The following is a 24,129-nucleotide window of genomic DNA, read 5'->3' on the forward strand; positions in this document are numbered from 1 at the left end:
CCCGGGAGTCACCGGATGCCTTCAGGATCATCGACGTCGGGAGTGGGCCGGGTCGTCGCCGGCCGCTATCTGCTGCTGAAGCGGCTCGGCAGCGGCGGTATGGGCCATGTCTGGCTCGCCCACGACCAGAGACTCGCCTGCGAGGTCGCGCTGAAGGAGATCGTGTTCCGGGATCCGGTCGAGGCCGGGGAGCGCGAGGCCCGGGTGGCCCGTGCCCGTACGGAGGCCCGGCACGCGGCGGGGCTGCGCGGGCATCCGCATGTGGTGACCGTGCATGACGTGCTGGAGCACGAGGGGCTGCCGTGGATCGTCATGGAGTACGTGACGGGCGCCGTCGATCTGCGTGACCTGATCGATCAGCGCGGCCCGCTGGCGCCCGCGGAGTGCGCCCGCATCGGGCTGGCCGTACTCGACGCGCTGACGGCCGGACACGAGCGGGGCGTCATGCACCGGGACGTGAAACCGGCGAACATCCTTTTGGCGCCGGACCGCACCGGGGCGCCGTACGGGCGGGTGCTGCTCACGGACTACGGCATCTCGGTGCAGCCGGACGCCGGCGAGACGCGGTACACGCTGGCGTCGGTACTCGTCGGCACGGCGGGCTATCTGGCGCCGGAGCGGGTCACGGGCGGGGCGCCGACGCCGGCGACCGATCTGTTCTCGCTGGGCTGCACGCTGTACCACGCCGTCGAGGGCCGGGGGCCCTTCGACCGCGAGTCACATCTGGCCCAGGTCACGGCGGTGGTCATGGAGGAGCCCCCGCCGGCCGCGCGGGCCGGGGCGCTGGCGCCTGTCCTGCGGGCGCTGCTGGAGAAGGACCCGGCACTGCGGCTGTCCGCGGTGGAGGCGGAGGCGGTCCTGTCGCGGATCGTCGCTCCGGAGGTCGACGCCTACGCGCGGACTCAGACCGATCTGGGTTCGCAGCCGCACTGGGGCGGCGTGCCGCCGGGGCGCATGCCCGACGCGGCGCGCTTCGGCTCGCTGCCCGTGTCCGAGCGCCCCGGCGGCCCACCGGGCTTCGGTCCCGCGTCCGGTGAACGCGGCGGTCCACAGGGCCTCGGCCCCGGTCCCGGTCCCGACGTGCAGCGCCGAACCCGTCCCCGCATCCTGCACGCAGTCCTCGGCGGCATCCTCGGGCTGGCGCTCGCGGGCGCGGGCGTCTGGTACGCCATGGCCCAGTCGCCTGATACCAAGGGGACCGCGCGGCCGTACGGCGACACCGTCGGACTCGGCAGTGCGCTGAAGGACGGTGACTGCGTGCTCGCCGACTGGCCCGGCACGGCTCCCTTCCGGGGCACGCCCCGGCTGAGCCTTGATCCCAGTTGCCGGGAGAAGGTGCCCGACGGGCAGGTGGTGGCGTTCGTCGGGGCCGCGTCCGCCGCCGAGGCACGGGAGAAGGGACCGCGGGCGTGCGAGGAGCGGACGGAGGACGTCCGCGGGAGGCTGGCGGACGTCCGCAGCTTCGCCGTCGTCCCGACCGAGGCGGGGTTCGACGCGGCCGGGCGGCGCACCGCCTGTCTGGTGCTGGGCGCGCACGGGCCGGTGTACGGGCCGCTGGGCGGGCATCGGAAGCCGGGGTCGGCCTTCGCCGACACCGCGACCATGCAGCGGCGGGACTGTCTGGAGGTCCGCTCCCACCGGGACGCCCGCCTGGTGTCCTGCGCGGGCCCGCACGACGAGCAGGTGCTCGGGTTCACCCGACTGGGCGCCGACGTCACGCTGACCGAGGCACGCACCGAGTCGGACACGGCATGCGCCCGCGAGGTCCCGCCGCGCGACTACGGCTTCGATCCTTCCGTCTACACGGCGGGCTCCTGGACGAGCGAGGGGGCCTGGAAGACAGGCACTCATTTCGTCGTGTGCACCGTCAGGAAGCAGAACGGGGGCACCATGGAGGGGGACGAAGCCTAGGAGGGTGTTGCGATGCCCGGTTCTACGGACGGTTCTACCAAAACGATGGGGGTGGTCACCGTCGGCGGACTCGTCGTGGTGACGGCCTACACGGTGGCGCTCGGGAGCAATGGCTGGCTGTGGTTCGGGTGGGTGGTGCTGGGGCTGATCACGCTGGGGATGGTGGCCAGCCGCGGCAGCTGAGCCTCACTCCCGGGTGAGCCGCCCCGCGGAGTGCACGCCCGGCTGGTACTTCGGCAGCCGGGCGGTGATCTTCATGCCCGCTCCCGGGGCGGTCTCGATGACGAGCCCGTAGGCGTCGCCGTACACCTGCCGGAGACGGTCGTCGACATTGGACAGCCCGATACCGCCCGACGGGCTGACCTCGCCGGCGAGGATGCGGCGCAGCAGGACGGGGTCCATTCCGGCGCCGTCGTCCTCGATGACGACGAGGGCCTCGGCGCCGGCGTCCTGTGCGGTGATGCTGATGTGGCTCTTGCCCGCGGACGCCGCCTTGCCCTCCAGGCCGTGCTTCACGGCGTTCTCGACGAGCGGCTGGAGGCAGAGGAAGGGCAGTGCCACCGGCAGCACCTCGGGGGCGATCTGCAGGGTGACCGACAAGCGGTCGCCGAAGCGTGCCCGCACGAGCGCCAAGTAGTGGTCGATGGCATGCAGTTCTTCGGCCAGGGTCGTGAAGTCGCCGTGCCTGCGGAAGGAGTAGCGGGTGAAGTCGGCGAACTCCAGGAGCAGTTCGCGGGCGCGCTCGGGGTCGGTGCGGACGAAGCTGGCGATCACCGCGAGCGAGTTGAAGATGAAGTGCGGGGAGATCTGCGCGCGCAGGGCCTTGATCTCGGCCTCGATCAGGCGGGTGCGGGACTGGTCGAGGTCGGCCAGCTCCAGCTGGACCGAGACCCAGCGGGCCACCTCGCCCGCCGCGCGCACCAGCACGGCCGACTCCCGGGGCGCGCAGGCGACGAGGGCGCCGTGGACCCGGTCGTCGACGGTGAGCGGGGCGACCACCGCCCAGCGCACCGGGCAGTCGGGGGTGTCGCAGGTGAGCGGGAAGGCCTCGCCGCGGCCCGACTCCAGGGGGCCGGCGAGGAGTTCCATGATCTCCGTACGGTGATGTCCGCCGACTCCGTCCCAGACCAGGACGTCCTTCTGGTCCGTCAGACACAGCGCGTCCGTGCCGAGCAGTGAGCGCAGCCTGCGGGCCGACTTGCGCGCGGTCTCCTCGGTGAGTCCGGCGCGCAGCGGGGGTGCGGCGAGGGAGGCGGTGTGCAGGGTCTCGAAGGTGGCGTGCTCGACGGGGGTGCCGAGACCGCCGGAGTTCTCGGGACGGGCGGTGCGCCGGCCGAGCCAGAAGCCTGCGGCGAGCAGCGGGAGGATGGCCACGCACAGGCCCGCGATGAAGCCGCTCATGCCGTCTCCGCTTCGCGCCGTCCGACGATGACCCGCCTCACGGCAACGCGGCCGCACGCCGCCCGACGATGACCCGCCTCACGGCAACGCCGCCGCACGCCGCCCGGCGACGACCCGCCCCACGCCGACACTGCCGCACGCCGCCCGACGATGAGATGCCTCATGCCTTCACCTCCGCCCGCAGTTCCTCCGGCAGATGGAACCGCGCCAGGATCGCCGCCGTCCCGGCCGGCACCCGGCTCGGCGTGGCCAGGGAGACCAGCACCATGGTGAGGAAGCCCAGCGGCACCGACCAGAGCGCGGGCCAGGCGAGCAGCGCGTGCAGGGCTCCGGAGCCGGGGAAACCCGCCATCGTCGCCGCGACGGCCAGCAGTGCGGAGCCGCCGCCCACCAGCATCCCGGCGGCCGCGCCTGGCGGGGTCAGCCGTCGCCACCAGATGCCGAGGACGAGCAGCGGGCAGAACGAGGACGCCGACACGGCGAAGGCGAGGCCCACCGCGTCGGCGACGGGGAGCCCGCCGACCAGGGCGCTCGCGGCGAGCGGGACGGCCATGGCCAGGACCGTGCCGAGCCGGAAGTGCCGTACGCCGCGGGACGGGAGGACGTCCTGGGTGAGCACGCCCGCGACGGCCATGGTCAGGCCCGACGCCGTCGACAGGAACGCGGCGAAGGCGCCGCCCGCGACCAGCGCGCCGAGCAGGTCGCCGCCGAGGCCGCCGATCATCCGCTCGGGAAGCAGCAGGACGGCGGCGTCCGCGTCGCCGGAGAGGGTGAGTTCGGGGGCGTAGAGGCGGCCGAGGGCGCCGTAGACCGGGGGCAGCAGGTAGAAGGCGCCGATCAGGCCGAGCACGGCGACGGTGGTGCGGCGGGCGGCGACACCGTGCGGGCTGGTGTAGAAGCGGACGACGACGTGCGGCAGCCCCATGGTGCCGAGGAAGGTGGCGAGGATCAGTCCGTACGTGGCGTACAGCGGGCGTTCGCCGCGGCTCTCCGCCTGCGACGGCGACAGGCTGCCGCTGCCGCCGCGGTCGGGGTCGGGGACGGGGGCGCCCTTGTCGAAAGTCAGACGGGTGCCGGCCTCGATGTGGTGGGTGCCGGCGGGGAGTCGGACCTCCTGCTCCTCGTGCGTGCGGCCGTCGACCGTGCCGTCCACGGTGACCGTCAACGGGCTGTCGAGCTTCAGGTCGACGGTGTCGTCGACGCGGACGACGCTCTGTTCGCGGAAGGTCGCCGGTTCGTCGAAGGCCTCGCGGGGGGCGCCGTCGCCCTGCCAGGCGAGGATCAGGAAGAGGGCGGGGACGAGCAGGGCGGTGAGTTTGAGCCAGTACTGGAAGGCCTGCACGAAGGTGATGCTGCGCATGCCGCCGGCGGCGACGATGGCGACCACGACGACCGCGACGATGACTCCGCCGAGCCAGTCGGGCGCGCCCGTGAGCACGGTCAGCGTCAGCCCGGCGCCCTGGAGTTGGGGCAGCAGGTACAGCCAGCCGGTGCCGACGACGAAGGCGCCCGCGAGCCGCCGTACGGCCTGCGAGGACAGGCGGGCCTCGGCGAAGTCGGGGAGGGTGTATGCGCCGGAGCGGCGCAGCGGGGCCGCGACGAAGAGCAGCAGGACAAGGTACCCGGCGGTGTAGCCGACCGGATACCAGAGCATGTCGGGACCCTGGACGAGGACCAGGCCCGCGATGCCGAGGAAGGAGGCGGCGGAGAGGTACTCGCCGCTGATCGCGGCGGCGTTGAGGCGCGGGCCGACGGTGCGGGAGGCGACGTAGAAGTCGGACGTGGTGCGGGAGATGCGCAGGCCGAAGGCGCCGACGAGGACGGTCGCGAGGACGACGAGGGCGACGGCGGGGACGGCGTAGCTGGAGTTCACGACCGCATCGGTTCCTTCGGGCTCAGCGGTCTTCGACGAGCCGTACGAAGTCCCGTTCGTTGCGCTCCGCTCGGCGCACGAACCAGCGGGCGAGCAGGACCAGCGGTGCGTAGAGGCCGAAGCCGAGGACCGCCCAGACCAGGTGGCGGGCGTCCGGCATCGCAGCGAACAGCAGCGGCAGGGGGCCGATGAGCAGGCCCAGGACGGCGAACACCGCGAGGGCGGTGCGCAGTTGGGTGCGCATCAGGGAGCGGACGTAGGTGTGGCCGAGGGTGGTCTGCTCGTCGATCTCGGTGCGGGGCCGGTAGTACCCGGAGACGCGGCGGGTCTGCCGGGGCGGGCCGGTCACGACGACGCGGCGTTCGGCGGGGTTTTGGCCCATCGTCACGGCCTCCTCATCAGCAGGTCCCGCAGCTCGCGCGTGTGCCGTCGGCTGACCTGGAGTTCCTCGGAGCCCACCATGACGCTGACGGTGCCCGCGTCCAGGCGGAGTTCGCCGATGTGGCGCAGGGCGACGAGATGGCGGCGGTGGATGCGGACGAAGCCGCGGGAGCGCCAGCGATCCTCCAGGGTGGACAGCGGGATGCGGACGAGGTGGCTGCCCTTGTCGGTGTGCAGCCGGGCGTAGTCGCCCTGGGCCTCGACGTGGGTGATGTCCTCGACGGCGACGAACCGGGTCACGCCGCCTAGCTCCACGGGTATGTGGTCGGGGTCGGGCTCGCTCACCGGTATGCGGGGCGCGGCGTCGCGGAGCTCGGCGGCGCGCAGCTCGACGGCCCGGCGGACCGCCTCGGCGAGCCGCTCCTTGCGGACGGGCTTGAGGACGTAGTCGACGGCCTTGAGGTCGAAGGCCTGTACGGCGAAGTCCTCGTGGGCGGTGACGAACACGACCAGCGGCGGCTTGGCGAAACCGGTGAGGAGCCGCGCCAGGTCCAGACCGTCCAGGCCGGGCATGTTGATGTCGAGGAAGACGACGTCGATCGCCTCCGGCCCGCCCGGCCCCGACTCCAGCGCGCGGTTGATGCGGCGCAGCGCCTCGGTCGCGTCGCCGGCGCCCTCCGCGCTGCCGATGCGGGGGTCGGCGTTGAGGAGGTAGAGCAGTTCCTCCAGCGAGGGGCGTTCGTCGTCGACAGCCAGGGCGCGCAGCATGAACCCGGAGTGTAGGAGCAATTCGCACGCTTGGACATGCGCTCCGTCCGGACGTTCGCGCTGGGTGGCGGGCCGCTTACAGTGCCCTCATGAACAGCGGCGCGGCGTCCTTCGACGAACTCGACCGGAAGATCATCACCGCCCTGATGGCGAACGCCCGGAAGAGCTTCGCCGAGATCGGCACGAGCGTCGGACTGTCCGCGACGGCGGTCAAGCGGCGCGTGGACCGGCTGCGCGACACGGGCGTGATCACCGGGTTCTCGGCCACGGTCCAGCCGTCGGCGCTGGGCTGGCGTACGGAGGCGTACGTCGAGGTGTACTGCGAGGGCGCGGCCCCGCCGCGGCGGCTCGCGGAGGTGGTCCGCAACCATCCGGAGATCACGGCGGCGATGACGGTGACCGGGGGCGCGGACGCGCTGCTGCATGTGCGGGCGCGGGACGTGGAGCACTTCGAGGAGGTGCTGGAGCGCATCCGTGTCGAGCCGTTCATCCGCAAGACGATCAGCGTGATGGTGCTGTCCCACCTCATCCCGGAGAGTCCGGAAGCGGGGGCCGCGGGCCTCGCCACTCCGGAGGAAGGCGCCTGATCCCGGGGCGGCGCAGCATACGTGCGCCTGCTCGGCAAAAGACGCAGCATTCCTGCGTGGATACGCAATTTTCGTTGCTTGTCGCTCGTCAGGGTGCCTTCTTACCTTGGTGTCAATCCTCATCGACACCGTAGGAAGCGGAGGAACCCCTCTGTGACCGATACCCGTGTGCCGCACCGACGGCGCTTCCTCGTCTGCGAACCCAGACATTTCGCCGTGCAGTACGCGATCAACCCCTGGATGCAGCCCGACGTCCGCGTCGATGTCGATCTGGCCCATGGGCAGTGGCAGTCGCTGATCCGCGCCTACCGCTCCCACGGCCACGACGTCGACACCGTGGAGCCGGTCCCCGGTCTCCCCGACATGGTCTTCGCCGCGAACTCGGCCGTCGTGGTCGGCGGCCGCGTCTTCGGCTCCCTCTTCCACGCCAGCGAGCGCCGCCCCGAGTCCACGCACTACGACACATGGTTCAAGACGGCGGGCTTCGACGTGTACCGGCCCGAGGCCGTGTGCGAGGGCGAGGGCGACCTGGTGTGGACGGGCCGCTATGTGCTCGCCGGCACCGGCTTCCGTACCACCCGGGAGGCGCACCGCGAGGTGCAGGAGTTCTTCGGCCACCCGGTGATCAGCCTGACGCTGGTGGACCCGTACTTCTACCACCTCGACACGGCGCTGTTCGTGCTCGACGACGACAACATCGCCTACTACCCGGAGGCGTTCTCGCCTGGCAGTCGTGAGGTGCTCGCGCGGCTGTATCCGGACGCGGTGCTCGCCACCCGCGACGACGCCACGGCCTTCGGCCTGAACTCCGTGTCCGACGGCCGTCACGTCTTCATCGCGCCGCAGGCCGAGGCCCTGGCGGCCCGGCTGGACGAGCGCGGTTATGTCCCCGTCCCCGTCGACCTGTCGGAGTTCCGCAAGGCCGGCGGTGGCATCAAGTGCTGCACCCAGGAGATCCGCTCATGACCGCGCCCGCGCAGACCCGTTCGTCCGCCGATCTGATCCGCGCCGAGGAGCCGGTCCTGGCGCACAACTACCATCCGCTGCCCGTGGTCGTCGCCCGTGCCGAGGGCACCTGGGTGGAGGACGTGGAGGGCCGCCGCTACCTGGACATGCTGGCCGGCTACTCGGCCCTGAACTTCGGCCACCGCCACCCGGCACTGGTCGAGGCGGCGCACGCCCAGCTGGACCGCCTGACGCTCACCTCGCGTGCCTTCCACAACGACAGACTCGCCGAGTTCGCCGAGCGCCTGGCCGAGCTGACGGGCCTCGACATGGTGCTGCCGATGAACACCGGCGCCGAGGCCGTGGAGAGCGGCATCAAGGTGGCCCGCAAGTGGGCGTACGAGGTGAAGGGCGTCCCGGCCGACCAGGCGACGATCGTGGTCGCGGCGGACAACTTCCACGGCCGTACGACGACGATCGTGTCGTTCTCCACGGACGAGACCGCGCGGCAGGGCTTCGGCCCGTTCACGCCGGGTTTCCGGGTCGTGCCGTACAACGACCTGGCGGCGCTGGAGGCGGCGGTCGACGAGACGACGGCGGCGGTGCTGCTGGAGCCGATCCAGGGAGAGGCGGGCGTGCTCATCCCGGACTCCGGCTACCTGGCCGGTGTGCGCGAGCTGACCCGCCGCAAGGGCTGCCTGTTCATCGCGGACGAGATCCAGTCGGGCCTCGGCCGCACGGGCCGTACGCTCGCCGTCGAGCACGAGGGCGTCGTCCCGGACATGGTGCTGCTGGGCAAGGCCCTGGGCGGCGGCATCGTGCCGGTGTCCGCGGTGGTGGCCCGCCGGGACGTGCTCGGCGTCCTGCGGCCGGGCGAGCACGGCTCCACGTTCGGCGGCAACCCGCTGGCCGCCGCGGTCGGCACGGCCGTGGTCGGGCTCCTGGAGACGGGCGAGTTCCAGCGCCGGGCCGCCGAGCTGGGCACGATCCTGCGCAGCGGCCTGTCGGACCTGGTCGGCAAGGGCGTCGTCGGCTTCCGTGCGCGGGGCCTGTGGGCGGGCGTCGACATCGACCCGGCGGTCGGCACGGGCCGGGAGATCGGCGAGCGCCTCATGCGCGAGGGCATCCTGGTCAAGGACACCCACGGCTCCACGATCCGTCTGGCCCCGCCCCTGACGATCACGGCGGAGGAGCTGGTCGAGGCGCTGGGAACCCTGGAGAAGGTACTGAGGTAGCCCGGCCCGACGGCCCGGTTCCCCACGCGGGGGCCGGGCTGCCGGCGTCCGGTCGTGCCGCTGAAGTCCCCGGCCCAGGGGCCCCGCCGCGCGAGAGCGCCAAACACCGACACCGGCCCGGCTCCCGCCATCCGACTCAGCCTCACCCCCACCCAGCCCCGCAAAACGCTGGAGAAGGCACTGAAGTGGCTCAGCCCACCCGACAGCCCGGTTCTCCACACGGGGCCGGGCTGCCGGCGTCCCGGTGGGGCCGCCGAGATCCCCGGCTGAAGGGCCCCGCCGCGCAAGTCCACCCAACACCGACACCGCCGCGGCCCCCGCCAACCGGCTCCACCTCGCCCCCACCCGGCCCCCGCAAAGAGGCAACGCCCACCGGAAGGGTGAAGATGGGGACAAGAGGTGGTAGACCGCTCTAAGCGACAGAGAGGTCGGCCGTGGGCACACACGAGGAGCGGGGCGTTGCCCGGCAGTGGTTCGACGTGGCGGACGCCGCGCCTGTGCTGCTCGATGCGCAGGGTCGGGTGACGGGGTGGACCAGGGAGGCACAGCGGCTCCTGGCGTACGGGGCCGATGAGGCGGTGGGGCGGAACGTCGCCGAGCTGCTGAGCGCCGAGGACGCGGCGCGGGTGCCGGAGGTGATGGAGCGGTGCCGCGCGGACGGCGGGTGGGTGGGGTTGCTGACCGGCCTGCGCGGGGACGGGCATACTGCCGGGATCATGGTGCGGATCACCGCGGCCCTCGACACCGAGGGCCCCTCGCGGTGGCTCGCCCTCCTGTCGGAGCTGGACGAGGCACCCGGCTGGGACATGAGCCGGGCCGTGCTGGAGCAGATGGTCGCCCGCTCCCCCGTCGGGATAGCGATCGTCGACACGGATCTGCGCTACGTCTGGTCGAACGATGCCCTCGCCCGGTACGGGGGCGGCCCGCCCCACCGTCGGCTCGGGCTGCGGCTCGCCGACATACAGCCCGGACTGGACTCCGAGTCCATCGAGGCGCAGATGCGCCGTGCGCTGACGACCGGCGAACCGATCGTCGGCTACGAACACGTGGGGCACGCCCGCTCCCAGCCGCTGCGCGAGACCGCGCACATGATGTCGTTCACCCGGCTCGACGACGGTCACGGCCACCCCATGGGCGTGTACTACACGGTGGAGGACATCTCGGACCGGCACCGGGCCCGCCAGCGCCTGGCCCTGCTCGACCGGGCCGGCGAGCGCATCGGCCGCACGCTGGACATCAACCGCACCGCCCAGGAGCTGGCGGACGTGGCCGTACCGGGACTGGCCGACCTCGTCACCGTGGACCTGCTGGAGTCGGTGCTGCGGGGCGGCGAGCCCGCGGCCGGGCCGTTCGGCGACACCGAGCCGGTGACGCTGCGCCGCGCGGGACATCGTTCGGCCACCGAGCGGGTGCCGGAGGCCGTCGTGGGCATCGGCGACCTGGTCGCCTACCCGGCGGGCTCGCCTCCCATCCGCTCCCTCAGGACGGCCACGTCCTGGCGCGAGGAGAGACTCGATCCGCTCGGTGAGGCATGGGCCGAGCACGCGCACGGCGGAGAGGCCGCCATCTTCCTCGAACTGGGCCTGCACAGCGTGATGATCGTGCCGATCCGCGCGCGGGGCGTCACCCTGGGCGTCACCTCCTTCTTCCGGCGCCATCGCCAGGAGGCCTTCGAGGAGGACGACCTGAACCTGGCCGAGGACCTCGTCTCACGGGCAGCCGTCTGCGTCGACAACGCCCGGCGCTACACCCGCGAACGCGACGCGGCGCTGGTCCTGCAGCGCAGCCTGCTGCCGCACGTCCTGCCCGAGCAGGACGCCTTGGAGGTGTCCGCCTGCTACCGGCCGGCCGACGAGCTGACCGGCCTCGGCGGCGACTGGTACGACGTCATCCCGCTGTCGGGCGCCCGCGTCGCCCTGGTGGTGGGCGAGGTGCCGGGCCACGGCATCGACGCCGCCGCGGCGATGGGGCGGCTGCGGACCGCCGTACGCACCCTCGCCGTGCTGGATCTGCCTCCCGAGGAGGTGCTGGCCCATCTCGACGACCTGGTCGCGAGGTCGGCTCGCGAGGAGGGCGTCCAGGTGGGCGAGGAGGAGGCGGCCGTCGCCCAGTCCGTGGGGTCCGGGTGCGTGTACGTCGTCTACGACCCGGTCGACGGGCAGTGCACCATGGCCGCCGCGGGCCATCCCGCGCCCGCCGTCGTCATGCCCGACGGCTCCGTGGCCTTCGTGGACCTTCCGCAGGGCCCGCCGCTGGGCGTGGGCGGTCCCCCCTTCGAGTCGGTCGAGCTGGCCCTGGCCGAGGGCAGCACGCTCGCGCTGCACACCGACGGGCTGCTGGCGCGCGGGGACACCTGGGCCCTGGACACCGACCGGGACCGGCTGCGGCAGGCGCTGGAGCAGCGCGCGACCTCGATCGAACTGCACTGCCGGGCCGTGGTCGACGCCCTGACCCCCGACCGCCCGCACGACGACGTGGCCCTGCTGATGGCCCGCACCCGGCTCCTGGGCTCCGAGCAGGTCGCCGACTGGGACCTGCCCTCCGACCCCGCCGCCGTCGCGGACGCCCGCAAGACGGCCTCCCGGATGCTGGCGGACTGGGGCCTGGAGGAACTGATCTTCACGACGGAACTGGTCGTCAGCGAGCTGGTCACCAACGCGATCCGGTACTCCGACGGCCCCATCCGGCTGCGTCTGATCAAGGAGCGCGCACTGGTCTGCGAGGTCTTCGACGGCGGCGCCACGGCCCCGCATCTGCGCCATCCGCGCACCACCGACGAGGGCGGCCGCGGGCTCTTGCTGGTCTCCCAGGTCACACAGCGCTGGGGCACCCGCTTCGTCCCCGACGGGAAGATCATCTGGGCCGAGCAGTCCCTGACGGATCCGTCACCCTGAACTGACGAATCTCGACAGATGGAGTACATCGGTACATACCGTACACAGCATGGGAAACTGATCTGATCCCGGTGGTGAGGCGGGAGCCATGAACGAGAAGGCGATCGACTACGAGGCGGTGTTCCAGGCCCTGCCCGGAATGGTGGCACTGCTGACCCCGGAGTTGGTCTACGCCGACGCCAACGAGGACTTCCAGCGCCTGTCCGGACGCAGCCGCGCGGGGCTGGTGGGCCGGTACATCTTCGACGTCTTCCCCGAGAACCCGAACGACCCCGCCGCCACCGGCATGCGTGACGTCCGGGCGTCGATGCTGCGCGTGGTGGCCACCGGCGAGCGCGACACGATGGCGCTGCAGCGCTACGACGTCGAGGACGCCTCCCTGCCCGGCCACTGGGAGGAGCGCTACTGGAGCCCGATCAACGCGCCCGTCTTCGGCCCCGACGGGCAGGTGGCATTCGTCGCGCACCGGGTCGAGGAGGTCACCGAACTCATCCGCCTTCGGGGCGGCACCAGCGGCGACAGCCGGGTGAGAGTCCTGGAGGCCGAGCTGTACACCCGCGCCCGGGAGCTGCAGGAGCTCAACGAACGGCTGCGGCAGTCCCACGCCCGCGAACGCGAGGTGGCACTGGCCCTGCAGGAGGCGATGCTGCCCGCCCGCCGACAGGTGGGCAGCCACCGGGCCGCCGTGCGCTACCGGCCCGCGATGGGCGCGCTGAACGTGTGCGGCGACTGGTACGACCTGATCGACCTGGTGGGCGGCAACCGCATCGGCGTCTCCGTGGGCGACGTGGTCGGCCACGGCCTCGATGCGGCCGGCGTGATGGGCCAGCTGCGCAGCGCGCTCAGTGCCACCTCCCGGGTCGCGGACGGCCCGGCGCAGGCGCTCGACGTGCTGGGGCGGTACGCCCATGTCGTCGACGGCGCCGAGTCGGCCACCGCCGTCACGACGTTCATCGACTTCGACGCCCGGACCATCACCTACAGCAGCGCGGGCCATCCGCCGCCGGTTCTGGTGCACGCCGACGGCCGGGTGGAGTTTCTGGACCTGGCCACGGATCCACCCCTGGACGCCCGCCCCGACCCGAGGCCGAGACCGCAGGCCGCCATCACCTACTCCGACGGCGCCACACTCGCGCTGTACACCGACGGACTGATCGAGCGCCGCCGCGAGGACATCGACACGGGCCTGGCCCGTCTCGCCGACTCGCTCGTGCGCAACCGCACCTCCGACCCCGAGGCCCTCGCCGACGCCGTCCTGCTGGAGCTGCTGCCGCCCGGGGGCGCGACGGACGACACGGCGCTGATCATCGTGCGGCTGTGATGGACGAGCAGACCAGGCGACTCCCCGCAAGGGCGACCCACCTGCCACGCCGCACCCGTGATCACGCCAAACCCCGCCATGGAGTTGCCGCACACCGACCCCGGACACCAGGCTGGTCCGGCGGTCCTCCCCATCCGCAAACGCCGCCGCCCGCCAACTACCTGACATCCACTCAGAACGGTCTCTGCCGGTCGGCATCCGCCCGTCCCGGCCCGGTTCCGGCCTGTCACCCCTGCGCCTACACTGGCAGCCCCACGGCACGCTGGTTGACCTGCCAGAACGCGGCGGCCCAAGCTGATCCGCCGGAGTGAGGAGCGCCCCCTTGTTCTACTACGTACTGAAATACGTGTTGTTGGGACCTCTGCTGCGACTGGTCTTCCGGCCCCGAATAGAGGGCCTCGAACACGTACCGGCCACGGGTGCGGCCATCGTCGCGGGCAACCACCTGTCGTTCTCCGACCACTTCCTGATGCCGGCGATCCTCAAGCGGCGCATCACCTTTCTCGCGAAGAAGGAGTACTTCACGGGTCCGGGCATCAAGGGCCGTCTGACCGCGGCCTTCTTCCGCAGCGCCGGCCAGATCCCGGTCGACCGCACCGGCAAGGAGGCGGGCCAGGCCGCGATCCGCGAGGGTCTCGGGGTCCTGAGCAAGGACGAACTCCTCGGCATCTACCCGGAGGGCACCCGCTCGCACGACGGCCGGCTCTACAAGGGCAAGGTCGGGGTCGCGGTGATGGCGCTCAAGGCACGCGTCCCTGTCATCCCCTGCGCGATGATCGGCACCTTCGAGGCGCAGCCGCCCGGCAAGGTCATCCCGAACGTCCACCCGGTGAAGATTCGCTTCGGCGAGCCCCTCGACTTCTCCCGCTACGAGGGCATGGAGAACGAGAAGGCGATCCTGCGCGCCGTGACCGACGAGATCATGTACGCGATCCTGGCACTGTCCGAGCAGGAGTACGTCGACCAGTACGCGGCCGTCGCCAAGGCGGAGCAGGAAGCCGCAGCCAAGGCGGCGAAGCAACGCAAGCTGCCGCGGCTGCCCATAAGTTGACGCGCCCCGGGGGACTCAGCCGAGTGAGTCGAGCGCCTCGTCGAGCAGCCTGCGCAGCCGCAACGCATCCGCCGCCACGGCACTCACCAGGGCGGCGGGCCCGGCGAGGGGCATGACAGCGGCGTTCTCCCCCAGCACCCGAGCCGGCACCGGAGCGTCCGCGAACTCGGGCCGTACGACGACGAGTTGCCCGACCGCCCGAAACCCGCCCAGCCCTGCGGGCCCGTCCCAGCCACCCGGCGCACCGGGCCCGCAGGCCAGCTCCTGATCAAGAACGACCCGTCCGGCGACACCCACCCGGATCCGGCTCCCGAGCCGCCCCGGCTCCTCCCCCACCCGCCCGAGCACCTGCTCCTCACGCAGCACGAGTCGCCCGGTAGCACCGACATCGACGCGGGTCGTCACCCGCAGATCGCTGCCCCGGGCGGAGATCAACTGCTCGGGCAGCCAGTGCAGCTCACCCCCGTCGGCCACGGACAGCCGTACGTCGTAACGGGCCTCGCCCTTGCTCTGTCCCGGCAGCGCGATCGTGGCCGCTGCCGACTGGACGCGCAGCCGCGCGCCGGCCTCCACGTCGGCCTCAATGGCGAACTGATCTCCACCGAGCGGCCCGCTCATCGCCCCGACGAGTACCACCCGTGCCTCGGCGCCGCTCCCCCGCGTCCGCCTGAGCGCCAGTGGCCCGTCACCGTCGAGCACGGGCAGCGAGGTGCCGCCCCGCCCGTCGTCCCGGGCGACGATCCGCGCACGTGCCCGCACCCCACCGGCGGTGGCCGTCACGCCGTCCACGCCACGAGCTGAGCCCGCACCCAGTCGGCGACGTCCTTGACTCCGGACTCGCTCCTCAGCGACTGGAACACGACCGGCAGTTCGGCCCGCTGCGCCTTGGCGTCGGCTGCCATCCGTGCCAGGTCGGAACCGACGTGCGGAGCGAGGTCGGTCTTGTTGACCACGAGCAGATCGGCGGTAGTCACCCCCGGACCGCCCTTGCGCGGAATGTCGTCCCCACCGGCGACATCGATCACGAAGATCTGCGCGTCGACGAGCCCCTTGGAGAAGGTGGCGGTGAGGTTGTCCCCACCGGACTCCACGAGGATGAGCTGAAGCGGACCGACCGCGTCCTCCAGGTCCTCGACGGCCTCGAGGTTCGCGGAGATGTCGTCCCGGATCGCGGTGTGCGGACAGGCCCCCGTCTCCACGGCCGTGATCCGCTCGGGCGGCAGCACAGCCTCCCGCAACAGAAACTCGGCGTCCTCGCGCGTGTAGATGTCGTTCGTGACAACGGCCAGGGACAGCTCATCCCGCAGCGCCCGGCAGAGCGCGGCAACGGTGGCCGTCTTACCGGACCCCACGGGCCCACCGAGCCCGATCCGCAGGGCACGACGCGCCCCGTCGGGACGGTGGGCGTCGGCACTGACGGCGGAGGGACCGTCGTGGGAGTGGTCGAGGTGCATGGAGCGGCTCCTTTTGGGGCTTGGCTTCTCGGCTTTGGGGCTTGGCTTCTCGGCTTTAGGACTTGGCTTCACGGCTTTGGGACTTGGCCTCTCAGCGCCGGTCCAGGCATTCCAGCCCGTCCGGCGTTTGAGGACGAGGCCGTTCAGGCCGAAAGCGGGGGTCTGGGGGCGGCAGCCCCCAGGGACGGGACGGGTAAGGGCGGCGGGGGCGAGAACCACTCAGGACGCAAACAACCGCACGCCCCACGCCGCATGCACCTCCGCCCCGACCTCCAACAGCGGAGCAGAAGCCGCAGGCAACGCGTCCACCCCGCCATCGACAGCACGCCGCCCCGCCTCGACCGCCCGATCCACCACCCGGTCCACCTCAGGCGCCAACCGAGCCAGCACCCCCGTAGCGTCAAAGGGATCCAGGCTCAGCAACCGCACCGTCGCACTCGCCGGCCCACTCACACACTCGTAAGCCGCGCAGTAGGCCGCCTCCACGGCACCCAACCCCGCGGCCCGAGCCGCAACCCCCAGCACGACCGGCTGATGAGCCCCTTTGGGAAACCGCTGCGCCAGCTCATCCAGCTCCCCGGACGGCCAAGTGGCCCGAGCGGCCCGCATCAACTGCCGCCCCAGCTTCCGCGCGGCGAGCCGCAGGGCGGGCGAAGGCGTACGCGCGTCGGCCGCCGCGTCGAGGTCCACCGCAGCACCCCCGAGCGCAGCCGCCGCGGCGAGCGAGCCCGCGACCAGGCCCGCCGTGTGCAACCGCCCCCGGCAGAAGTCCTCCAGGCTCGCGGCCCCGGTGATCCGCCCCGCCTTGACGGCCGCCTCGGCACCGCCGGAGTGCGCGTGGCCCCCGGCGGGAAAGCGGCCGTCGGCAAGGACGAGGAGTGCAGCTCGTGACATCGGAACCAGCCACCAACCCTCAGAACAGGAAGTACCGCTGCGCCATGGGCAGTTCGGCGGCAGCCGTGGCCTCCACCAGCTCCCCGTCGATGTGCACGGCGAAGCTGTCGGGATCGATCCGCACCTCGGGCCGAGCGTCGTTCTCCCGCATGTCGGCCTTGGTGACCCCACGCGTCGACTCGATGGCCACGAACCGCTTCCCGAGCTGAAGCCGTTCCGGCAGCCCGTCCTCGATCGCGAGCGGGGCGACGAAGTTGACCGAGTTCGCCGCCGGCGCCCGCCCGATCGCGCCGAACATCGGGCGGGGCAGGATCGGCTGCGGCGTCGGGATGGAGGCGTTGGCGTCGCCCATCTGCGCGTACGCGATCTGCCCGCCCTTGATGACGAGTTGGGGCTTGACCCCGAAGAACGCCGGCTCCCACAGCACCAGGTCGGCGAGCTTGCCGGTCTCCACGGAGCCGATCTCGCGGCCGAGGCCCTGCGCGAGCGCGGGGTTGATCGTGTACTTGGCCACGTACCGCCGCACCCGCTGGTTGTCGGCCCGCCCGTCGCCCGGCAGCGCGCCCCGCCGCCGCTTCATCACATGGGCGGTCTGCCAGGTCCGCATGACGACCTCGCCCACCCTCCCCATGGCCTGCGAGTCGGACGAGATGATCGAGATCGCGCCGAGGTCGTGGAGTATGTCCTCCGCCCCGATGGTCGACGGGCGGATCCGCGACTCGGCGAAGGCGAGGTCCTCCGGCACCGCCGGGTTGAGGTGATGGCACACCATCAGCATGTCGAGGTGTTCCTCGGCGGTGTTGACGGTGAACGGGCGCGTCGGATTCGTCGAGCTCGGCAGCACGTGCGGCTCGGAGACGACGGTCATGATGTCCGGCGCGTGCCCGCCGCCCGCGCCCTCGGTGTGGTACGCGTGGATGCCCCGGCCGGCGATGGCGGCCAGCGTGTCACCGACGAAGCCGGCCTCGTTCAACGTGTCCGTGTGGATGGCGACCTGGATGCCGGTCTGGTCGGCGACGGTCAGCGAGGCGTCGATGACGGCCGGGGTGGTGCCCCAGTCCTCGTGCAGTTTGAGGCCGAGCGCGCCGCCGCGGATCTGGGAGAGCATCGCCTCGTGGGAGACGGTGTTGCCCTTGCCCAGCAGGCCGAAGTTGACGGGGTGGCCCTCCATCGCCTCCAGCATCCGGGCCAGATGCCAGGGGCCGGGCGTCACGGTGGTCGCCTTCGAACCCTCGGCCGGTCCGGTGCCGCCGCCGACCAGGGTCGTGATCCCCGACGCGAGGGCCTCGTCGGCGATCTGGGGGCAGATGAAGTGGACGTGCGCGTCGATGGCGCCGGCCGTAAGGATCCGTCCGTTGCCCGCGATGATCTCGGTCTCGGGGCCGATGACGAGGTCCGGGTGCACCCCGTCCATCGTGTCGGGGTTGCCCGCCTTGCCGATGCCGGTGATCCGGCCGTCGCGGATGCCGACGTCGGCCTTGACGATGCCCCAGTGGTCGATGATGACGACGCCGGTGATGACCGTATCCGGGGTGCCCTCCGCGCGCGTGGCCCGCGACTGGCCCATGGATTCGCGGATGACCTTGCCGCCGCCGAACACCGCCTCGTCACCGGCGAGTCCGGGGCCGCCGGAGCGGTCCTCCTCGATCTCGACCAGCAGATCGGTGTCGGCGAGCCGGATGCGGTCACCGGTGGTCGGGCCGAACAGGTCGGCGTACGCGGCACGGGAGATCTCAGGCATCGAGGGCACCTCCGGTCTCCCCGCGCAGGCCGGGCACCACACGGGCGCCGGTGAGCGGGACGAGTTCGACGTCGACGGGGATGCCGGGCTCGAAGCGCACGGCGGTGCCGGCGGCGACGTTGAGCCGCTTGCCGCGCGCGGCGGCGCGGTCGAAGTCCAGACCGGGGTTGGCCTCGGCGAAGTGGTAGTGGGAGCCGACCTGGACCGGCCGGTCGGCGGCGTTGAGGACGGTCAGCCGGGTGACCTCACGGCCCTCGTTGTATGCGATCGGGCCGTCGGCGAACAGGATCTCTCCGGGGATCATCGAGGCCCCTTCACACGATCGGGTCATGGACGGTGACGAGCTTGGTGCCGTCCGGGAAGGTCGCCTCGACCTGGACGTCGTGGATCATCTCGGGGATGCCGTCCATGACGTCGTCCCGCGTGAGCAGTTTGCGTCCGGAGGACATGAGCTCGGCGACCGTACGGCCGTCGCGGGCGCCCTCGAGGATGTGCGAGGTGATGAGGGCGACCGCCTCGGGGTGGTTGAGCTTCAGCCCGCGGGCCCGGCGCTTCTCGGCGACGTCGGCCGCCACGTGGATGAGCAGCCGCTCTTGCTCGTGCGGGGTCAGTTGCACGTCCCACCTCACAGTCCTCGCTCCGGACCGTGCGGGGTCCGGTTGCCGCAGCCGCCACGGGGCAAAGTGCCAGGTGGCGTGGATCGGCAGGCTAGTTGGACCGAGTTTCGGGCACGTTAACCCGGCTGTGATCCATCGGTCGTTCCCCGGTCGTCCCGCATGCTCATCAGCGCCCGCAGCCCCTCCCGGAGTACGTCGACCGGGGCGGGCCCGAAGAGGGACTGCTGGGCGATGAATCCCAGGACCGCGGCGATCATCGTGCGCGCCACATGGTCCGGCGCCGCGTCGGCCCGCATCATCCCGGCCTCCTGGTAGCCCTCGACGATCCGAGCCCAGGCCGTGCGTACCGAGCCGTAGCCCTCCCGCAGGATCGCCGCCAGTTCCTCGTTGCGCAGGGTCTCCGTCCACACCTGGATGACCAGCCGCGGAAACGCGGGCCTGCCGTCGACGACCAGGGACTCGCGCGCGGCGAGGGTCCTGCCGAGGACCGCGGCGACCAGTTCGTCCGGCGGCGGGGGCGGGCTCTGCCGTGCCGCCTCCTCGAAGGCCCCCCGGACCGACCCGAGCACCTCGGCGACGATCGCGCCGATCAGCGCCTCCTTGCCGCTGAAGTAGCGGTAGACCGCCCCCGCCGAGAGGTCGACCTCCTTCAGCACGTCCTGCATGGACGTGGCGTGGAAGCCGTTGCGGGCGAAGCAGATCGCGGCGCCGTCGAGGATCTGCCGGCGGCGGGCGTCGAGGTGTTCCTGGGATACGCGGGCCATGGTCACAAAGTAAAACGAACATTCCTTCTTGACAAGGAACGGCATCAGCAGGACGGTGGGAGCGTCATCAAAAACGAACGATCCTTCTTTTTAGCCGGGAGACCCCATGCCCACCCCGTCCGCTACGCCGCCCAGGTCCGCCGCACCCAGGCGCCTGATCGCGGTCGTCGTCCTCGTCCCCGTCCTCGCAGCCCTCGCCCTCTGGGCCTTCGCCTGGCCCGCCGCCCGCACCGCTCCCCGCGACCTGCCGCTCGGGGTGGCCGGACCGGCCGCCGCCACTGCCCAGGTGGAGAAGCAACTCGGCCGGCACGAGGGCGCGTTCGAGATCCACCGGTACGCAGACGCGTCCGCCGCCCGGGACGCGATCGAGGACCGGACCGTATACGGCGCTGTCGTCGTGACCCCCCAGGGCCCCGAACTGCTCACCGCGTCGGCGGCGAGCCCGGCGGTCGCCCAGCTGCTGCAACAGGCCGTGACCCAACAGGCCGCCGCCGAGGGCACCCAGGCCAAGGCCGTCGACGTCGTCCCCACACCCGTCAACGACCCGCGCGGTGCGGCCCTCGGCGCGAGCGTCCTGCCACTCGCCCTGGCCGGCATGGCGGCGGGCGCCGCGGTGACCCTGCTCGGGCTGCGCGGCATCCGGGCCGTGAGCGCCCTGGCCGGTGCCGCCGCCCTGATCGGCGTGGTCGCGGCCGCGCTCGCGCACAGCTGGCTGGGGATCCTCACCGGCGACTGGTGGGCGGAGGCCGGGGTGTTCTCGCTGACGACGCTGGCCGTGAGCGCGGCCGTCGCGGGGCTCGCCGCACTGATCGGCAACGCGGGCATCGGCATCGTGTCGTTCCTGGTGATGTTCCTCGGCAACCCCTTCTCCGGGGCGGCCTCGGCGCCGCAGATGCTGCCCGAGCCGGCCGGCGTCATCGGCCAGTGGCTGCCGCCGGGCGCGGGCACGACCCTGCTGCGCTCGGTGTCCTTCTTCGACGGCGCGGCGGCGATCGGCCCCGCCATGACGCTGACCTGGTGGGCCGCCCTGGGTCTGGGCGCCGTAGTGCTCGGGAACGCCCTGAGGTCCCGTACGCCCAGCGCCGAGCCCGCGTCCGAGAGGGAGCTCACCGCCGTCGGCTGAGCCACCGCCCGGCCGCACCGAACCGACCGTGCACCCCCGCTGTAGCGGACGGGGGTGCACGGTCCTGGCGTTCCGGGGTGTGGCGGACGGACGTCCGAACGCCGGGGCGGCGTCCGGAAGGGCGGCGGCCCTACGAGGGGCTCGACCCCCGATGCTCCGCGGCGATACCGAAGCGCTGTCGTTCGCGGGGAGCGGATCCGACCTCGCGGAGGCTGGAGACCGCGCTGATCACCTGCTCCTCGGTGAGCTCCGCCGACTCCCCGAGCTGCTCGAGTCGTTCGAGGTCAGAGGCGGAGACAAGGGCGACGAGGGGCTTTCCGTGGCGCGTCACGACGACGCGTTCACCGCCGTACACCACGCGATTGATCAGTTCGGCGAGCTCAGCCCTGGCTTGCGTCACCGGAATCTCGTAGGCCATGCTCCCTACATTACGTCATGTACGTCCTGTACATTTTTTACAGGCACCCCGGCAAGGGAGCGTGAGCCATGACCCGACCGTCCGCCCGCTATGTACTGCCCGAGTTCACCGAGCGCACGAGTTCAGGCCTCAGGACGCAGGATCCGTACTCGAAGCTGCTGGAGGAGCGGATCGTCTTTCTCGGCACGCAGATCGACGACACCTCGGCGAACGACGTGATGGCCCAGTTCATGCATCTGGAGCACAAGGACCCCGACCAGGACATCTCGCTGTACATCAATTCGCCCGGCGGCTCGTTCAGCTCCATGTCTGCGATCTACGACACGATGCAGTACGTCACCTGCGACGTGGAGACGATCTGCCTGGGCCAGGCCGGCGCGTCCGGTGCGGTGCTGCTGGCCGCGGGCACGCCGGGGAAGCGGTTCGCGCTGCCCGGGGCCCGTGTGGTGATCCATCAGCCGGGGCTGCCCGAACCGATCGATGGCCAGGCCGACGACCTGGCCATCCAGGCCGACGAACTGACGCGGATTCGGGCCCGGCTGGAGGAGATGCTCGCCCGGCACACCGGGCGCACCCGCGCGCAGGTGACCGAGGACATCGAGCGGGACAAGATCCTGAACGCCCAGGAGGCGCTGGAGTACGGACTGGTGGACCGGATCATCCCCAGCCGCAAGGCGACGCTCGCGCCGCCCACGGGGCGGTGATCGGCCGGTGCTGCCACCCGAGTTGCCGCCCCTGCCCGCGCTGACCCGCGCGGAGGGTGAGTTGATCGACCGTTATCTCGACGTGGTGGACCTGCTCGGCCGGATCAACCCGGCGCAGGACGGCGACACCTACCGCGGACTGCGGGCCGCCCAGGCGCTCGTCCGCAAGGCGGCCGAGCTGCGGGACGCGCTGGCGCTGATGCACCAGCGGGGCGAGACGGAGCTGCACGCTCCCACGCTCGCGCGTGCGCTGCGCGTGCTGGACGGGGAGCGCCGCACGGCTCGTGTCACGGTGCCGCCGCGCTCCGACAGTTGACGACGCGCACAGGCCGATCCCGGACGCCTCGATCCCACTGACGAGGCGTCCGGAACAAGGCTCAAACGGACCAAACGGCGTACCCCCAATCGGCGTAGCAACGGCTCCTTTTGCTGGCCCATCAGGGTTGCGCAACGGGCATGAGCCCAGGGCGGAACAAGGCGCTCCATCGCTGGTCCGGGACTCCTTCGCCCCCTGGACGCCCTCTCGAACACGCGGGTACCCACCCGAACGGGTGAGTGGTGACTAACACCACAAATCCCCGGTTCCGTTGGGTATTTCGCTCATCCGTGCGTCAAGATCCCTGTCTGACGACAAGCCCCCGCCGCAGCGGCGGGGCGGTCCGGGCGGACGCCGAGTCCTGCCGCCGCCCGGATGACCGGTCGACAGGAGTGGATCGGCAGGAGTGGAGGACCCGAGCAAGACGGGTCGCCGGAGCGGACGTTCGTTCGATCCGAGCAGCCCTTGGGGTGAAGCCGCGGCAACGCGGCCGGGCAACTTCGCCAGCCCGAATCCGACAGGTCATCCTTCACAGGCGGCTGACGAAGGGTTGCGCATGACTGCGCTCAATCGTGTCCCGTCGCTCATGGCCCGGGCCGGCACGGCCTCGGCTCTCACCATCGCCGCAGTGGGCGGCTCGATAGTGGCGCCCGGCTTCACGTCCGAAGCAGAGGCGGCCACACCGGCGACGAAGGCACTTCAGGTCGCGGCCTCCAAGAAGGGCTCCCCGTACAAGTGGGGTGCCACGGGGCCGAACCGGTTCGACTGCTCCGGGCTGACGCTGTACTCGTTCAAGAAGGCGGGCAAGAAACTGCCCCGTACGGCGGCCCAGCAGTACAACAAGACCCGCCACATCTCCGCCAAGAGCCGCAAGGCCGGAGACCTGGTGTTCTTCCACTCGGGGTCGTACGTCTACCACGTCGGCATCTACGCCGGGAAGGGAAAGATCTGGCACTCCCCCAAGAGCGGGGACGTTGTAAAGCTGCAGAAGATCTGGACCAGGAGCGTCTGGTACGGCCGGGTCAAGTGACCCTCCCGGGGGCGATGGCGGCGGCCTGACACGCCGTCATCGCCCCCGAGGCACCAGAAAGGCCGTCAGACGGCCATCAGCGGCCCGGCGAGGAGTCCCACGCCGAAGGCCGTCAGCGCGACGCCGGTGACGGTCGTGACCGCCCGGGCGGCGCGCGGCTGGCGGAGCCATCGCCCGAGCCGGTCCACCAGCAGGGCGACCACCTGGAACCACACCATCGCGATCGCCAGCACGATCAGGGCGAGCAGCAGCGTCCGGGGCAGCGCGGGAGCGCCCGCGGGCACGAACTGCGGCAGCACGCTGAGGAACGTGAGGGACGCCTTCGGGTTGAGGGCGTTGGTGACGAAGCCCTGCCGCAGCGGTCGCCCGGTGGAATCCTCGCGCGTGTCCGTCACTTCACTCACTTCACTGCGCCGTTGCCGCAGGGTCTGGACGCCCAGGTACAACACGTAGGCCCCGCCGACCACCTGGAGCGCACGGAACAGCGCCGGTACGGCGGCCAGGACCGCGGCGACCCCCAGCACCGCCAGCGTCACATGCACCAGCAGCCCGGCCCCGATCCCGAACGCGCACGCGATGCCGGCCCGGCGGGAGACGAGGGCGTTGCGCACGACGACGGTGAAGTCGGCGCCGGGCATGGCGACGAGGCCGGCGGAGACCCCGGTGAAGGCGATGAGCTGAGCGTCCATGGCACCCAGCGT

At 71.8% G+C, this 24,129-nt stretch carries 25 protein-coding genes and 1 riboswitch; of the genes, 12 read left to right on the forward strand and 13 right to left on the reverse strand.

Features of this window, described 5'->3' with window-relative positions; translation table 11 throughout:
• The first annotated feature begins 15 nt into the window (after positions 1 to 15).
• The gene (locus tag AB5J55_RS05780) at positions 16 to 1,911 is read left to right on the forward strand and encodes a protein kinase (protein ID WP_369269618.1); all 1,896 of its coding nucleotides are present in this window, start codon (positions 16 to 18) and stop codon (positions 1,909 to 1,911) included.
• Between the two features lie 12 nt (positions 1,912 to 1,923).
• Complete coding sequence (locus AB5J55_RS05785) at positions 1,924 to 2,094, forward strand: hypothetical protein (protein ID WP_369269619.1); 171 nt, start codon at positions 1,924 to 1,926, stop codon at positions 2,092 to 2,094.
• A gap of 3 nt (positions 2,095 to 2,097) precedes the next feature.
• Here AB5J55_RS05785 and AB5J55_RS05790 read toward each other — a convergent pair whose 3' ends face one another.
• The 4 genes from AB5J55_RS05790 to AB5J55_RS05805 all read right to left on the reverse strand — a co-directional run bounded on the left by AB5J55_RS05790 (position 2,098) and on the right by AB5J55_RS05805 (position 6,334).
• The gene (locus tag AB5J55_RS05790; protein WP_328429243.1) at positions 2,098 to 3,312 is read right to left on the reverse strand and encodes a histidine kinase; all 1,215 of its coding nucleotides are present in this window, start codon (positions 3,310 to 3,312) and stop codon (positions 2,098 to 2,100) included.
• A 160-nt stretch (positions 3,313 to 3,472) separates the two neighbouring features.
• Positions 3,473 to 5,185, reverse strand: coding sequence for a cation acetate symporter (locus AB5J55_RS05795; protein ID WP_369269620.1), 1,713 nt, complete (start codon positions 5,183 to 5,185; stop codon positions 3,473 to 3,475).
• A 22-nt stretch (positions 5,186 to 5,207) separates the two neighbouring features.
• Complete coding sequence (locus AB5J55_RS05800; RefSeq protein WP_369276107.1) at positions 5,208 to 5,567, reverse strand: hypothetical protein; 360 nt, start codon at positions 5,565 to 5,567, stop codon at positions 5,208 to 5,210.
• Positions 5,568 to 5,569: 2 nt separating this feature from the next.
• A complete protein-coding gene (locus AB5J55_RS05805) occupies positions 5,570 to 6,334 on the reverse strand; it encodes a LytR/AlgR family response regulator transcription factor (RefSeq protein ID WP_369269621.1) in 765 nt (254 codons plus the stop codon).
• Positions 6,335 to 6,423: 89 nt separating this feature from the next.
• On the opposite strand from AB5J55_RS05805, the gene AB5J55_RS05810 reads away from it, so the two are divergent.
• The 6 genes from AB5J55_RS05810 (at position 6,424) to AB5J55_RS05835 (ending at position 14,367) form a co-directional block, all read left to right on the forward strand.
• On the forward strand, positions 6,424 to 6,921 hold the full coding sequence (locus AB5J55_RS05810) for an Lrp/AsnC family transcriptional regulator (RefSeq protein ID WP_369269622.1): 498 nt from the start codon (positions 6,424 to 6,426) through the stop codon (positions 6,919 to 6,921).
• Between the two features lie 153 nt (positions 6,922 to 7,074).
• Positions 7,075 to 7,887, forward strand: coding sequence for a dimethylargininase (gene ddaH, locus AB5J55_RS05815; protein ID WP_369269623.1), 813 nt, complete (start codon positions 7,075 to 7,077; stop codon positions 7,885 to 7,887).
• Complete coding sequence (gene rocD, locus AB5J55_RS05820; RefSeq protein ID WP_369269624.1) at positions 7,884 to 9,101, forward strand: ornithine--oxo-acid transaminase; 1,218 nt, start codon at positions 7,884 to 7,886, stop codon at positions 9,099 to 9,101. The genes ddaH and rocD overlap by 4 nt, the downstream gene beginning before the upstream one ends.
• 434 nt (positions 9,102 to 9,535) lie before the next feature.
• Entirely contained in the window at positions 9,536 to 11,995 is a 2,460-nt protein-coding gene (locus AB5J55_RS05825) for a SpoIIE family protein phosphatase (protein ID WP_369269625.1), read from the forward strand.
• Between the two features lie 88 nt (positions 11,996 to 12,083).
• Complete coding sequence (locus AB5J55_RS05830; protein ID WP_369269626.1) at positions 12,084 to 13,316, forward strand: PP2C family protein-serine/threonine phosphatase; 1,233 nt, start codon at positions 12,084 to 12,086, stop codon at positions 13,314 to 13,316.
• A gap of 322 nt (positions 13,317 to 13,638) precedes the next feature.
• Positions 13,639 to 14,367 carry a lysophospholipid acyltransferase family protein gene (locus AB5J55_RS05835; RefSeq protein ID WP_369269627.1) on the forward strand — a complete coding sequence of 243 codons (729 nt, stop codon included), beginning with the start codon at positions 13,639 to 13,641 and terminating at the stop codon, positions 14,365 to 14,367.
• 15 nt (positions 14,368 to 14,382) lie between these two features.
• On the opposite strand, the gene AB5J55_RS05840 is transcribed toward AB5J55_RS05835, so the two are convergent.
• From AB5J55_RS05840 to AB5J55_RS05870, 7 genes are all read right to left on the reverse strand, one after another.
• Entirely contained in the window at positions 14,383 to 15,156 is a 774-nt protein-coding gene (locus tag AB5J55_RS05840) for an urease accessory protein UreD (RefSeq protein ID WP_369269628.1), read from the reverse strand.
• Complete coding sequence (gene ureG, locus AB5J55_RS05845) at positions 15,144 to 15,821, reverse strand: urease accessory protein UreG (protein WP_369269629.1); 678 nt, start codon at positions 15,819 to 15,821, stop codon at positions 15,144 to 15,146. Before ureG ends, AB5J55_RS05840 begins: the two co-directional genes overlap by 13 nt.
• Positions 15,822 to 16,040: 219 nt before the next feature.
• Positions 16,041 to 16,715, reverse strand: coding sequence for an urease accessory protein UreF (locus AB5J55_RS05850; RefSeq protein ID WP_369269630.1), 675 nt, complete (start codon positions 16,713 to 16,715; stop codon positions 16,041 to 16,043).
• A gap of 19 nt (positions 16,716 to 16,734) precedes the next feature.
• A complete protein-coding gene (locus AB5J55_RS05855) occupies positions 16,735 to 18,456 on the reverse strand; it encodes an urease subunit alpha (RefSeq protein WP_369269631.1) in 1,722 nt (573 codons plus the stop codon).
• Entirely contained in the window at positions 18,449 to 18,760 is a 312-nt protein-coding gene (locus tag AB5J55_RS05860) for an urease subunit beta (protein WP_369269632.1), read from the reverse strand. The genes AB5J55_RS05855 and AB5J55_RS05860 overlap by 8 nt, the downstream gene beginning before the upstream one ends.
• Before the next feature lie 10 nt (positions 18,761 to 18,770).
• The gene (locus AB5J55_RS05865) at positions 18,771 to 19,073 is read right to left on the reverse strand and encodes an urease subunit gamma (RefSeq protein WP_147997413.1); all 303 of its coding nucleotides are present in this window, start codon (positions 19,071 to 19,073) and stop codon (positions 18,771 to 18,773) included.
• A 116-nt stretch (positions 19,074 to 19,189) separates the two neighbouring features.
• A complete protein-coding gene (locus AB5J55_RS05870) occupies positions 19,190 to 19,837 on the reverse strand; it encodes a TetR/AcrR family transcriptional regulator (protein ID WP_369269633.1) in 648 nt (215 codons plus the stop codon).
• Between the two features lie 106 nt (positions 19,838 to 19,943).
• On the opposite strand from AB5J55_RS05870, the gene AB5J55_RS05875 reads away from it, so the two are divergent.
• Entirely contained in the window at positions 19,944 to 20,960 is a 1,017-nt protein-coding gene (locus AB5J55_RS05875) for an ABC transporter permease (RefSeq protein ID WP_369269634.1), read from the forward strand.
• A 130-nt stretch (positions 20,961 to 21,090) separates the two neighbouring features.
• On the opposite strand, the gene AB5J55_RS05880 is transcribed toward AB5J55_RS05875, so the two are convergent.
• A complete protein-coding gene (locus AB5J55_RS05880; protein ID WP_369269635.1) occupies positions 21,091 to 21,378 on the reverse strand; it encodes a type II toxin-antitoxin system Phd/YefM family antitoxin in 288 nt (95 codons plus the stop codon).
• A 68-nt stretch (positions 21,379 to 21,446) separates the two neighbouring features.
• On the opposite strand from AB5J55_RS05880, the gene AB5J55_RS05885 reads away from it, so the two are divergent.
• The 3 genes from AB5J55_RS05885 to AB5J55_RS05895 all read left to right on the forward strand — a co-directional run bounded on the left by AB5J55_RS05885 (position 21,447) and on the right by AB5J55_RS05895 (position 23,428).
• A complete protein-coding gene (locus tag AB5J55_RS05885; protein WP_369269636.1) occupies positions 21,447 to 22,082 on the forward strand; it encodes an ATP-dependent Clp protease proteolytic subunit in 636 nt (211 codons plus the stop codon).
• A 7-nt stretch (positions 22,083 to 22,089) separates the two neighbouring features.
• Positions 22,090 to 22,398 carry a hypothetical protein gene (locus AB5J55_RS05890; protein ID WP_369269637.1) on the forward strand — a complete coding sequence of 103 codons (309 nt, stop codon included), beginning with the start codon at positions 22,090 to 22,092 and terminating at the stop codon, positions 22,396 to 22,398.
• Between the two features lie 342 nt (positions 22,399 to 22,740).
• Positions 22,741 to 22,951, forward strand: a riboswitch (cyclic di-AMP (ydaO/yuaA leader).
• Between the two features lie 3 nt (positions 22,952 to 22,954).
• The gene (locus AB5J55_RS05895; RefSeq protein ID WP_369269638.1) at positions 22,955 to 23,428 is read left to right on the forward strand and encodes a C40 family peptidase; all 474 of its coding nucleotides are present in this window, start codon (positions 22,955 to 22,957) and stop codon (positions 23,426 to 23,428) included.
• Positions 23,429 to 23,493: 65 nt separating this feature from the next.
• On the opposite strand, the gene AB5J55_RS05900 is transcribed toward AB5J55_RS05895, so the two are convergent.
• A complete protein-coding gene (locus AB5J55_RS05900) occupies positions 23,494 to 24,117 on the reverse strand; it encodes a LysE family translocator (RefSeq protein ID WP_369269639.1) in 624 nt (207 codons plus the stop codon).
• Positions 24,118 to 24,129: the final 12 nt, after the last annotated feature.

This window comes from Streptomyces sp. R11 (genome assembly GCF_041051905.1).
Taxonomy (GTDB): domain Bacteria; phylum Actinomycetota; class Actinomycetes; order Streptomycetales; family Streptomycetaceae; genus Streptomyces.